This window comes from Limnofasciculus baicalensis BBK-W-15 (assembly GCF_024178385.1).
GTDB classification, from domain to species: Bacteria; Cyanobacteriota; Cyanobacteriia; order Cyanobacteriales; family Coleofasciculaceae; genus Limnofasciculus; species Limnofasciculus baicalensis.
The window spans coordinates 21205-33013 of record NZ_JAMZMM010000021.1 but is presented as its reverse complement, the minus strand read 5'-3'; the positions used below and the strand labels follow the sequence as shown (position 1 = coordinate 33013).

At 38.8% G+C, this 11809-nt stretch carries 10 protein-coding genes; 6 read left to right on the top strand and 4 right to left on the bottom strand.

From position 1 onward, the window contains the following. Nucleotides 1-254 precede the first annotated feature (254 nt). Nucleotides 255-2825, top strand: coding sequence for a CHAT domain-containing protein (locus tag NJ959_RS03935; protein WP_254010444.1), 2571 nt, complete (start codon nucleotides 255-257; stop codon nucleotides 2823-2825). Nucleotides 2826-2829: 4 nt separating this feature from the next. On the opposite strand, the gene NJ959_RS03930 is transcribed toward NJ959_RS03935, so the two are convergent. The 3 genes from NJ959_RS03930 to NJ959_RS03920 are packed head-to-tail and all read right to left on the bottom strand — an operon-like array spanning nucleotide 2830 to nucleotide 7360. Then, a complete protein-coding gene (locus tag NJ959_RS03930; protein WP_254010443.1) occupies nucleotides 2830-3609 on the bottom strand; it encodes a DUF928 domain-containing protein in 780 nt (259 codons plus the stop codon). A 35-nt stretch (nucleotides 3610-3644) separates the two neighbouring features. Next, the gene (locus tag NJ959_RS03925; RefSeq protein ID WP_254010442.1) at nucleotides 3645-5993 is read right to left on the bottom strand and encodes a CHASE2 domain-containing protein; all 2349 of its coding nucleotides are present in this window, start codon (nucleotides 5991-5993) and stop codon (nucleotides 3645-3647) included. Beyond that, nucleotides 5990-7360 (bottom strand): AAA-like domain-containing protein, encoded by a 1371-nt coding sequence (locus NJ959_RS03920; protein ID WP_254010441.1) that lies wholly within the window; start codon nucleotides 7358-7360, stop codon nucleotides 5990-5992. Before NJ959_RS03920 ends, NJ959_RS03925 begins: the two co-directional genes overlap by 4 nt. Nucleotides 7361-7617: 257 nt before the next feature. On the opposite strand from NJ959_RS03920, the gene NJ959_RS03915 reads away from it, so the two are divergent. From NJ959_RS03915 to NJ959_RS03900, 4 genes are all read left to right on the top strand, one after another. Next, nucleotides 7618-7980, top strand: a complete 363-nt coding sequence (locus tag NJ959_RS03915) for a hypothetical protein (RefSeq protein WP_254010440.1) — start codon at nucleotides 7618-7620, stop codon at nucleotides 7978-7980. A 176-nt stretch (nucleotides 7981-8156) separates the two neighbouring features. Next, nucleotides 8157-8603, top strand: coding sequence for a hypothetical protein (locus tag NJ959_RS03910; RefSeq protein ID WP_254010439.1), 447 nt, complete (start codon nucleotides 8157-8159; stop codon nucleotides 8601-8603). A 91-nt stretch (nucleotides 8604-8694) separates the two neighbouring features. Next, nucleotides 8695-10239 carry a DUF4407 domain-containing protein gene (locus tag NJ959_RS03905; RefSeq protein WP_254010438.1) on the top strand — a complete coding sequence of 515 codons (1545 nt, stop codon included), beginning with the start codon at nucleotides 8695-8697 and terminating at the stop codon, nucleotides 10237-10239. A gap of 34 nt (nucleotides 10240-10273) precedes the next feature. Beyond that, nucleotides 10274-10846: a hypothetical protein gene (locus NJ959_RS03900; protein ID WP_254010437.1), complete on the top strand. Its 573-nt coding sequence runs from the start codon at nucleotides 10274-10276 to the stop codon at nucleotides 10844-10846. A 225-nt stretch (nucleotides 10847-11071) separates the two neighbouring features. On the opposite strand, the gene NJ959_RS03895 is transcribed toward NJ959_RS03900, so the two are convergent. Beyond that, nucleotides 11072-11290 (bottom strand): ssr2422 family thylakoid membrane protein, encoded by a 219-nt coding sequence (locus tag NJ959_RS03895; protein WP_254010436.1) that lies wholly within the window; start codon nucleotides 11288-11290, stop codon nucleotides 11072-11074. A gap of 159 nt (nucleotides 11291-11449) precedes the next feature. On the opposite strand from NJ959_RS03895, the gene NJ959_RS03890 reads away from it, so the two are divergent. Further along, nucleotides 11450-11773, top strand: coding sequence for a DUF4114 domain-containing protein (locus NJ959_RS03890; protein ID WP_254010435.1), 324 nt, complete (start codon nucleotides 11450-11452; stop codon nucleotides 11771-11773). Nucleotides 11774-11809 lie beyond the last annotated feature (36 nt).

Genomic DNA, 11809 nt, shown 5'->3' with positions numbered 1-11809 from the left:
AAACCACTGTCTAATAGCTTAAGTCAGTTAAAACTGACTGAATTAGAATTTTAGTCCATTTTAATGGACTTGAGCTATTAGCCGTATAATTAATTCTACGGCGGGTTTGGCAGCTTACTGACAATGGTGCAAGTTATCAGTTAAAATGGACTGAAAAGACGATGAGGAAAAGAGTTTGTAGTAAGCAATTTATTGCTGGTTGAGGCGATAAATCGCCTACTACGAACTTTTGTAGTCCAGATATTATTAAGGATATGGCAAAACCAATAATTTTATTTTTCCGAAAAGTCAAGTTTATTATCAAATATCTATTCCTCACACTAGCCATAATTCTCTTAATTACCTGGGGACATGGCAAATTAGGAAATTCGGCGATATCTCCGGTTTTTGCCTCGACTCCGCCAGAGGAGTTGGAAATTCAAGCTAATTCTATCACAAATGAAGGACATCAGCAGTTGGCTTTAGGTGAAAATGAGGAGGCTTTAAAAAGTTGGGAAGAAGCGATGAAATTGTACGAAGAGTTAGGTAATAAGGAAGGTGTTATCGGGAGTATAGTTAATCAGAGTATTGCTTTGCAAGCGCTGGGGCAATATCGTCGTGCTTGTCAGGTTTTATTGCCTGCTGTAGATATAGATAGTCAGGAGAATATCTGTGATGCTTCAAGTGAGGTAGACAAAAATAGTCAAGAACAATGTCAGGATAAGATAAATGAGAAAGATAATAGCTGCGCCAATGAGGGAGACAAAAATATTCCGGGACAATCGCCTAATTTGATAAGTGCGATTGCGTTGCGGACTTTTGGTGATGCTTTGCGGAATATTGGTAATTTAGATTTATCTATGGAAGCTTTGGAGATAAGTTTAAAAATTGCTCAGGAGTATAAATCTGATGTAGATATAAGTGCGGCGCTACTAAGTTTGGGCAATACTGAACGTGGTTTATACAAGAGGGAAGTGGATAGATATAATAGAAGTAATTCAAGCAAGTATAAAAATGAAGCAAAAAACAATGCAGAACAAGCTTTAGATTACTATCGAGAAGTAAGTAATTATTCTGGGAATAAGATTACACAAATTCAGGCAAAAATCAACCGACTGAGTTTATTGCTGGAATTCGATAAATGGTTGAATGAGGAAAAGCCCAATCGGGAAGCAGAGGCTTTAGTGCCGGAAATCGAATCAGAGATTACTAGTTTACCTGAGAGCGTAATAACAGTTTATACTAAGCTGAATTTTGCTGAGATTTTGAGTTTATTTAGCAAGAAATACGAGGCGATTCAATATGCGAACGATGCGTTGCAGCAGGGACAAAAATTGAATAATAAACGGGCTGAAGCTTATGCTATTGGTACTATTGGTGGTTTATATGAGGAGATGAACGATTTATCTGAGGCACAAAAGTTAACTGAAAAGGCTAGTACAATAGCTAAATCAATTCTGGCTTACGATATTACTTATCAGTGGGAGTGGCAGTTAGGGAGAATATATAGAAAACAGGGTAACATTGAAGGTGCGATCGCGGTTTATGATGCTGCTGTCAAAGATTTGCAGATTGTCCGTCAAGATTTGCTATCTATTAACATAGAGGAGCAGTTTTCTTTTCGAGATAATGTGGAACCTGTTTATCGAGAGTTTGTCGATTTGCTTTTGGGAAAGGATGGAACCTCTCAACCTAGTCAAGACAATCTCAAACGAGCAATTGAGGCTATTGACTCCCTGCAAGTAGCTGAATTGGAAAACTTTTTAGGCTGCAATCTTTTATTAAAAGCGCAGCGAGATCGGGAAATATATGTAGATCCTAAAGCCGCATTTATTTATGCCATTCTTCTAGAAGATAGATTAGAAGTAATTTTTCAATTGCCAGAGCAGCCCCTAATAAACCATAAGACTTTTATCGATCAGATAGTTGTGAAAAACACCTTGAGTGAAATGCTAAAATTCATAGTCAGCGGGAAGGGAGGGGAAACCAAACAAACATCAAAAGAGGTTTATAAATGGTTACTCCAACCCCTTGAGAAGTATCTTGAACAGAGCGATACAATTGAAACTTTAGTATTTGTTTTGGATGGAGATTTGCGAAATATTCCCATGTCAGTTTTGTATGATGAAGAAAACAACGAGTATTTAATTCAGAAAAAATATGCTCTAGTTCTCCTGCCAAGTTCAAAGCTTTTCGATTTGCAACCTCTAGCCAGAGGAGGGGAATTGTTAGGCGCGGGAATCAGCGAGTCAATCCAAGTTGGCGATCGCAATTTTCACAAAATTAATGTGACAAATGAATTGCAGACAATTCAAAATACGGTTTCGTCTAGCCAAATCCTTCAAAATTCAGAATTTACGAGAATAAATCTGCAACAAAAACTGGCTTCAGGTGACTTTTCTCTAATTCACTTAGCAACTCACGGTAACTTTAGTTCCGATCCTGAAGAGACATATATTCTTATCCATGGCGCTGAAAATAATAAAGGGGAACTTCTGAGGGCAAAAGATTTGAATAATTTGCTCAGAAGTACTAATGAACAGTTTGCTCAACCGATAGAATTACTTGTCCTGAGTGCTTGTAAAACAGCAGAGGGAGATGATCGAGCAACTCTAGGATTAGCTGGATTAGCTGTGAGATCCGGGGTACGGAGTACGGTAGCAACTTTGTGGCAAGTAAATGACGAATCTACGGTGAAACTGATGGAGAATTTCTACAAAAATTTAAGTGATGGAGTTCCTAAAGGGGAAGCACTTCATCTAGCGCAACAATCTCTATTAGATGAAGCAAAATATCGAACCCCTGATTATTGGGCAGCCTATATTTTGGTGGGAAATTGGCTGTGATTCTCTAGATACCCGACTTCTTGGAGAAGTCCGGTATCTGGGTTACCCCTGAGTCAACGAATGCTTCTCCATTAATCCAAGAAAAATTTAAGTTATTTAAGAGTTTCTGCCAATCTTCCGCTAACTCTCGATTCTGTAAATTATCTGAATACTGTTCAGCTAATGTCGTAATAGCATCATACCAAATATTATTATCTTGGTAGGCAATGTACTCTTTAAGTTTCATAGCCTCTAATTGATTTTGCAGTATTGAGGTTAGTGAAACTCTTTTGATAAATCCGCTTAAAACTAGGTCAGGTTCAATGCTTTTATTGGGTTGACAGTCAAGATTTAAACGCCAACGATAAGTTTCGTTCAGTTTGAGAGCATACTTGGATTCGGTTGGCATCGCAATTTTGATAATTCCTGGTTTTTCAGTTAACTTGATAGACACATCATAGATAGGTTTATCTGTTGTCTCTTCTACGATAAAAAACTCCATATCGCTGATATCTTCAGGAGGATAGGGAATATAAAACCAAAATGTTGGATATTCTGAGACTGTAAAGTCTTTCCCATTGTTAGCAAATAAGGCAGTTAAAGGTTTACCCGTCTCTTTACAACTTGCCTCCGGCCGCCTTGTGCCTGGAGTCGGATCTCCTGAAGGTGTCCCAGTATCTGGAGGTTTTGGTCGCTCAGAATTTGCTTGTTTACTAGGTTGTGTTTTTGCCAGTGGGCAACTACCGATTAGTGTCCCCAGTACTAAAGCGATTGTGACAGCGATTTTGCTATGTTTATTGCTCATAATTAGTAGTGTCCAGTATGATTTTTTACTCAATCTTAGTTAGATTGTTTATTCCTAACAGTTATGTATGATCCGACAATACCTCCAGAAATAACTAACGCTAATCCTGACGTAAATAGAGGTATCCAACCTCCTTTTGTTAATAAAATCCAGCATAATCCATATAAAAAAATTAGAGAAAGAGTAACTGCTATCCCTCGGTACAATCCCGATCTCAATTGCCAAATTATTACCCCACCTGTCCATGACCAAAATAATACCCAAAAAGTCTCTACCCACATAGGCAACCACCATAAAAGAGGTCGATTATCCTCAACCGCACTGAGGATTTGACTAACTACATGAGCGTGGATGAATACCCCTCCCATTTTCCCGTATGGTGTATTGTGAACATCTTTATCGCTATCAGCAGTAACGCTAATAAGGACAACTCTACCCTTAATCCAAGTGGGGTCAAAGTTATTGCTATTTGTCAGAATATCTCTAACTGTGACTTGCTGGGCAATTTTCTGAGGATTGTGAGTTCTGCGATAATTGATTAGCAGTTGGTTGCCGTCCGCAAACGTCTTTAAATTTTGATATCCTCCACTATGGGTTTCTAATCGTCTAACAACAATAGAACCAAACTTCGAGTTTTTATCTGCTGCATCAAATGTTACTAAAATACCCCGATCTTTTAAGTATAAGTATGCCAGTTGCCAACTAAACGAATAGGGTGTAGCGCAAGGATAAAGTGGATCACCTTTGTTTGGAGTACGGGATAAAAGGTAGCGACGAATAGTGTCGTCTTGCGGGTTAAAATCTTTGTCACTGTACAAATCAACAAAGCCTGTTTGTTCTTCTATGCTTTCCGGTGGAGGTTTAATACTTTCCTTTGGATCTTTATCAAATGCACATGGAGTAATCAGTTGTTTATTGTGTTTTAGATGAGTAACAAATGCTTGATAACCGTGAATATCAGTTTTTGGCACAGGTTGATCTCGGACGATATCTAAGCCAATAGCTGCGGGTTGATACTCCTGAAGTTTGTCTAGAAGTTGAGCGATTATCGCATCTGGTAATGGATAACCATACCCATCACCATCAATATCTCGTTCATCTGCCCCGATGATTAAAAAACGATTATCTTCTGATTCTAATGGAAGTTTCCGCATTAGTTGGTCAAATGTTTTCAATTCCAAGGATTGCAATAAACCCAGCCATCGCACTCCCATTACCAAAACAGTTACAGCTAAACTGGCTACCAGTGGAGTCCAACCTGGGATAATTGGAGATTCAGACTGGAAACTATTTAACTGTTCCTTGACCCAAGTTTCATTGAATACAGACTCATAAATGGGGTTATAAACCGTTAATTTTCCATCGCGCTTGACGACTAATCCTGATAGCTGCAATTCTATTTCTTCGCGACTGTCTTTAGCGGGTATTGCTCCTCGTTTCAGAATTTTTTGATATAGTTTTAGTAATTGCTCAGAACTATCCTGACTGTGGAGGATGCGATCGCGTATTGTTCTTAAATGTTGTGGATTATCTTGAGATTCCCAATTTTCAATCAAGCGCAATCGCACTAAATCATCGACTGATTTAGCTTCACTATCATCAGGAATCAAAGTTTCTGAATTAGCAACAATCCAACAGAGTTTTTGAGTTAGAAACGGTTGACCTCCTGTCCACTTCAAAACTTCTTCCAGTACTCTTTGGGGATGACTGACTTTTCCCACTAATCCCTTTTCTAAAGTAACACATTCGTTGAGTTGAAATCCTTTGAGATCGATTGCGTGACCTACGTTAAAGGGCGTGCGCTTTCTGTCTTGAATTAAGTCTGATGGTATCGCTACCCCCAACAAGGCAAAAGTGAGGCGTTTATAGTCGGGATTGGTAGCGCGTTTGCTATAGAAGGCTCGAATCAGGGCAAAAAAATCATCAAGCTCAAAATTTAAGTCAATAACTCTGTCAATTTCATCAAAAAAGATAACAATTTTTTCTTTGATTTGTGCCAGTAAAATCTCTTCAATAAACACCTTGAAACGAAGTCCGAGACTGAGGTCGTTGTGTTCGCGCCACCAGGTACGCCGATTTATTTTTAGTTGGAAAGAGCCGATCAGTTCTTTAATAATGTCTAAATACCACTGCTCCTTAGTAGTCTCTTTACTAATAATTCCAGTTAAATCGATTTCGGCACAGGCAATTCCTTCACTTTGCAATTTGTATTTAGTCTGAATCCGTAAACTAGACTTACCCATTTGCCGAGAATTAAATACATAGCAAAATTCTCCAGCCTTTAGCCCTTTATAGAAATCTTTATCTGCGGATCTCCTGACATAAGTAGGGTCTTCAGGATCTAGACTACCACCGCTAAAGCGATAGGGGAAAGCTGCATTCATTGGATATCCCCCAGATGATGGCACAAATACTGACGATATAAATTGCAGCGCGGCTTCACCTCATTTCCGGAGATTTTCAGTAAACCCAGGCGATTTAATTTATAAGTTTGGATGGGATCTAATTGCACGCCACCAGTTGCGGTGACTACTTTTTTAAAGGCAACAGATAACCCCATATCTTGTTGTAAAAATGACAATTTTTCTCGCAGATGACTGCTATAAATCCCGGATTCTTTATCTGCCATTTGCAAAAATAAATCTAGGTTAAGATCTTGGCAAGATTTTAGATGAGAAAAAGCTAAATGCAATAAATAGGGATGCCCTCCCACCATTTCCATAATTTGCTCGACTTGAACTGAATCCCAATCTAATTTATGCAGCTTGGCAAAGGATTGGACTTCTTCGCTGGTAAAGTCTGACAATTCAATTTGTACCCCTACATTAAATGGTGATTGATTGATATTTAAAGGTATATAAACTTCCGTTGAGTGTACCACCACCAACCGCAGTTTTCTCCAAATCTGATGGCTCCTTGCCCTCTCATGCCAAGAGCGCAAGAGACTGAAAAAGTCTTCATAAATTTCACGATAGGGAAAAACTAAATCTACGTCATCCAAGCATAAGGCAAATGGACTATCAGCTTCAGGCAAAAGATACTCTTCAAAATAGGTTGTACAGTTAGACTTGCTACCAGCATCCTCTTCCCAGTAATCATCTAAACGATTAGGTAAATGCAGATCCCTACTGACATTACTACAAAACCAACGCAAAAATTTCTTAAGGTTATTGAAATGTGTTTTATCTGCTAGCTTAAGACTCAAAATTATAGATCTGTAGCCATTAAGAGCTTTTAACTTAGCCATAATTCTAGCAATGAGAGATGTCTTGCCCATATGTCTGAGGGCTTTAATCCGAACCAGAGAACCGGGCAGCAAAAGGGCTTGATAACACTGAGATTCCACAGGAAGGCGATCTACATATAAGTCTTCTGATATCTCCCAATTTGGAGTTGTGGGAGCGATCGCATTTTCTGCCACTTCCAAGTTCGAGGTAGCAGGTGGTTTTGGCAATTCTCCTGTTTTCTCGTAGTCCTTATATTTCTGTTTTAGCCAGTCTCGCAAGATCATAAATTTACCCCGTCTATCAGTATTGAGAGTAGGGCAACTTAGAGTGAATGCAACATATACTTTTGCCAGTCGCCTTTCTAGAGTAGCTTGACCAATTTCTAACTGAATTGCGACAGAAGACTCTTTCTTAGCCAGATTTTTTTCTGCAAATCTGGCTAAGAATGCCTCTTTAGCATCCCCCTCGTACATACCATAAGCCTCAGCTACTCTTTCTATAAAGTCATTCCATGATATAGACATTTCTTTCGGTTGTTGCAGCTAGTACTCAGTTTATAATATTAAGCATAAGATCGCGAAGCCACCCAATAATTTAACATATATTGATAATTTGATGGCTGGTGATGGCTGGTGAGGGCTGATGATGGCTGATGAGGGTTTTTATGTTAAAAGTGCGTTGGAACTTTAATCAAAACCGTGAAGGAATATGATGGTTCAGATTTTGATTAATTGAGTTAATCTAAAAACAACCAAAGTTCTCGAAGGAGATGGTTATCTGTATGGCTGCATGTAATAAGAGACAAGCGAAAGAGCAGGCACGTTCTGCTACTACCAAGTGGGCTTTGGGATTTGCAAGTGTGGCTTGGATTCCAGGTTCTCATTATTTAATGACTGGAGGTGATGTAACAATGGTCATACAAGTTGGATCGATTTATGATGTCGATCTAGACAGAACAAATGCTGGAGCAGTATTTACTACAATTGCAGCCCCACTCATTGGCAGTAAAATCGCACACTCGGTTCTTGACTTTGTTCCTGTTTTCGGATGGGCAGCAAAATCAGTGGTAGCGGCTGGAGTGACAAAAGCTGTTGGTGAGGCAATCATCGCATACTTTCATGACTGCTCAACTCTTCCTGAATGAAAGACTTGGATATTTCATCTACAAAGCTAACAAATATTAAACAACTACTGTTGCTTTTGCTGGTTTGTTCTTGCTAAGTGGTAGTGGACAAAATCAGCGCTATTAAGCTTGGGTGCATTTTATTACCATAGGATGCGTGATTAACGCACCCTGTATGAAATGACGAGGAAAAAATCATGAATAATAGCAATATAACCTCTCTTGGTTTTGGGATAAGTATTGTGGTTATCCTAGCGGGTGGCTTGATTTACGGAAATTTCAATAACCAACTGAATAGTACCAAAGCTGAATTACAGGAGATTAAGAAGGAAAGAGAAAACCTTATCAGTCAGGTGAAAGAGAAAGATGAAGAAATTGAAAATCTGAAAAATACTATTGGCGGTAACAAACGCGAGATTGAAGAACAGATAGAAGAAATTCAGCAATGGAAACAACAAACTCGCACAGTCGCTAATTGTCTAGAAGGAGTCGTGGCAGCAATCAGCTACGCCTCTAATGAAAATCAGGCAGGTGCTTTGCTCGCTCTTGCGGGTGTTCAAGAAAAATGCCAAGAAGCTGAAACCATTATGAATGAGACAAAAAACACCAATTCAAGAAGACAATCTGTTGAAACTGGAAATTAGTCTCAATTAATAAAATTTAAGCGAATGCCTCTCTTGAATGTCAAAACCTCTGTAATAATTCTTTACTTTTACCCTATGGAGGTGAGATCAATTGGTAGAAAATATTGAAAACAAACAACATTCGTACCAACAACAAATCTCCGAACTGAATTGGCGGTTAAAATTCTTTTTCTGGCTCGCGGCTTCTGATGAAAAGATACTGGAAAGACCAGATTGCAGAAAAGAGCGGAAAAAACATGCCTCAATTGGCGCAATTGTACTTCTGATCTCACTATTAGCCTCTTTCACTGGTGGTTGTGCAGCACTCCTGGCATTTGGTTCCCTTGAAATATCCATTGGTGTTGGTATATTCTGGGGCTTAATTGTTGGAGCTTTCGACAGACTTTTGATTACCAACATCAAGAAAAAGCATAGAAGAAATACTTGGGAGCAGTTTTGTGGCTTTTTTGAGCAAAGCGTCAACTTAGTACCTCGTATGGCTCTGGCTGGATTAATCAGTTTCGGCATTAGCAAGGTTGCCGAAATCCAAATTTTCGATAGCGAAATAAGCGGGCAGATTCAGATTGATAGCAGAGATGAAGCTATTGCTAAAGCCACCCAAAGATTTGCTCCAAAAGTTGCTGATTTTAATTCAAAAAAGCAAGCGCTAGAGAAAAACCTAGAAACTACTAAATTAGAGAGAAAGGCTGCATACGAACAAGTAAAGTGCGAACAAGAGGGTACTTGTGGCACGGGAATTCCTAGATGGGGACCTGTCTCCAAGTTTAAGGAAGAAGAACTTAATCGCCTTAACGCAGAAATTGAGAGAATAAAGGCAGAAATTGAAAGAGTAGAGCAAGCAATCGCTGGAGTAAAAAAACAGATAGATACGGAAGCTGAGAAGATAGTGCCACAGTTAGAAAAGTCAGTTGGTTTGAAAAAGCGACTTGAGGTTTTGCTAGAGATAAGCCAGGGAGATCCTGTTAACCAAACTATTGACTTGTTTGTAACACTAATTATTATAGCGATTGAACTTTTGCCGATCCTAAGTAAAGTGTTGTCAAAATACAGTCCCTACGATGCCATCTTGGAAATGGAGGAAGAAGAAACTCGTAGCTTTGCCGTTCAAAATATTGTGCGATATCAGCTAGAAATTAAAGCTGCTAATCAGTTACTAGGGGACAATGATGCTATATCTAAAGAGGTAGATAAACAAAAGAAAATACATGAAAAATTTAGCCAGAGAGTACAGGATATTATGAACGATGTGATGCCAGAATTCATGAATAGGCAAAATTTAGAAGACAGAATTAATCAGAAAATTGAAAGGGAATTCCAGCTAATTAGTTTTGACTCTATAGGAACAGCGATTGAGACTATAGCTTTCCAAGCAATGCAAGATGACAAAATCTTGCCGCGAATCACCGATAAACTAGAAACTGAGATTCAATCAATCAACTTTGCTTCTATAGGGAGACTACTCAATGACCTTGAAAAAGGGTTAACACCAGAGATGATGAGAGAAATAGTTAAGGAGATTCTTGCTAGCAAGATAAAACTGGCTACAGGAGAAGAAAAGCTAGAAGATGCGAAGGAAAATCACGAACAACTGAAAAATGACATCAATAACTTCAATAAAGAAGTCATTAATCAATAAAGCTTGAACTAACTAAGATAATGGAGGATTAACAATGGTTGACCCAAAAGACAACATGGATCGAGCAAATTATAGACTATCTCAGGATCTTGATGAGAATAGCTCTTCAGCAGTATCCAAAGTTACGGAACGAGCAGATCAAATGATGAGTATTATCCATCAGGGTATGACTCTACCTGAGAGAAACGGGTATTCAAAACCGATGATTCCTGATGCTTTGAAATCTGCTATGACTAGAGGACAAACTGAAATCATTCAAATTGAGCTTGACTCTTTTAAAAAGTCCCTAGTTCATGTCAGAAATTCAGAACTTCAGGCTCTGCAAGTCTCATGCGAACAGCATATACAGAGACTGAAAGCCTCCAATAAGCTGGATGCAGCGAGGATGGTGAAAGACAAAGTTGCACCATTTCTCAAAGAAATTGACAGAACATTTGAGGATCTAATCGGGTTTCTCGACAGCAAGTATACAGAAGCTGCCAAAATCCAGAATCCTAAAGCACGGGAGATCAGAATGAGAAGTATAGAGAAGCAGATGGAAGAGTATGACGAGTCGTTTAACTATCTGCGTAACAGTGTTCGGAGCGTTATTTCTGAAATAACGTAGTCATACAGGATTGTATTTTGATCTAGTGTGGTGCGTTATTAACTGAGATCTTGAACCAATGTCAATAAGCCTGAAAAAGCTAGGTTTTTGGTGGTTATATCAACGGAAAATCAAGGGTTATAGAACTTTATTGAGAATGGTGCAAGATCTCAGAAAACGGACTTCAGCTATTAGCCAGAGAATTGATTCTCTGGCAGTTGTTAAAAAGCAACATCTAGTTTGGCACTACTTCCTAAAAACAGAAGTGATGATGACCGTAATCGTAGCGCTAGCAATCAAAGTGAAAGCAAGTTGCACCACCCACTGAGTCGCTTGCTGATAGTTAGAAAATCGCTCGTTAAATTTCTCTACATCGGTAGACAGCCTGTCAACCTCAGTAGATAGCTTATCTAACTTTTCGATTACGTTTTCTAGTGTTGGTTCGTTGTTTGTTTGGTTTACCATGGAGATTTTATCAACTCGATAATTCTATTTTAGCAATTGTTTCGCGATAGCTTCGATCGCCTTCGGCATCGCAATTCTTACCTATTGACTAAGCAATTGATCGTTTAACACGTTAAGCACAGTATACAAGTCACCTGTAGTTATATCGGAGAATTTCCAATGGAAAATATTCAGCTTGTTGTAATTGATGGGATAGATCCATTAAATTTAAGTGGCGGACACGGATTATCAGACTCAGATAAATATGTTTTGTCAGGAAGTTTAGATCATAATTCCTTCCATTCTCTGTTCACACCTAAGTATTTTGATATGCGTCCGGGGGATAAATTTGGCTTTATGCTAGTACCAAATGGTCGAGTACAGGAGGTACAAATTACATCCGGTTTTGTCGGCTTTCTGGCGATGTTCATTACACCTTCGACATTTCAAGGTAAGTGCTATCTCCTTATGAGAAACATAGAGAAGCAGATAGCCGCTAAATAAAAAGGGGCGTAAATCTTTGAGAAACTCGACTTCTCA

Excerpts from the sequence above, each read along its gene's own strand:
- NJ959_RS03895 (WP_254010436.1), bottom strand. The coding sequence starts at position 11,290 with ATGGTAAACCAAACAAACAACGAACCAACACTAGAAAACGTAATCGAA.
- NJ959_RS03890 (WP_254010435.1), top strand. The coding sequence starts at position 11,450 with ATGGAAAATATTCAGCTTGTTGTAATTGATGGGATAGATCCATTAAAT.
- NJ959_RS03925 (WP_254010442.1), bottom strand. The coding sequence starts at position 5,993 with ATGAATGCAGCTTTCCCCTATCGCTTTAGCGGTGGTAGTCTAGATCCT.
- NJ959_RS03935 (WP_254010444.1), top strand. The coding sequence starts at position 255 with ATGGCAAAACCAATAATTTTATTTTTCCGAAAAGTCAAGTTTATTATC.
- NJ959_RS03920 (WP_254010441.1), bottom strand. The coding sequence starts at position 7,360 with ATGTCTATATCATGGAATGACTTTATAGAAAGAGTAGCTGAGGCTTAT.
- NJ959_RS03910 (WP_254010439.1), top strand. The coding sequence starts at position 8,157 with ATGAATAATAGCAATATAACCTCTCTTGGTTTTGGGATAAGTATTGTG.
- NJ959_RS03915 (WP_254010440.1), top strand. The coding sequence starts at position 7,618 with ATGGCTGCATGTAATAAGAGACAAGCGAAAGAGCAGGCACGTTCTGCT.
- NJ959_RS03930 (WP_254010443.1), bottom strand. The coding sequence starts at position 3,609 with ATGAGCAATAAACATAGCAAAATCGCTGTCACAATCGCTTTAGTACTG.
- NJ959_RS03900 (WP_254010437.1), top strand. The coding sequence starts at position 10,274 with ATGGTTGACCCAAAAGACAACATGGATCGAGCAAATTATAGACTATCT.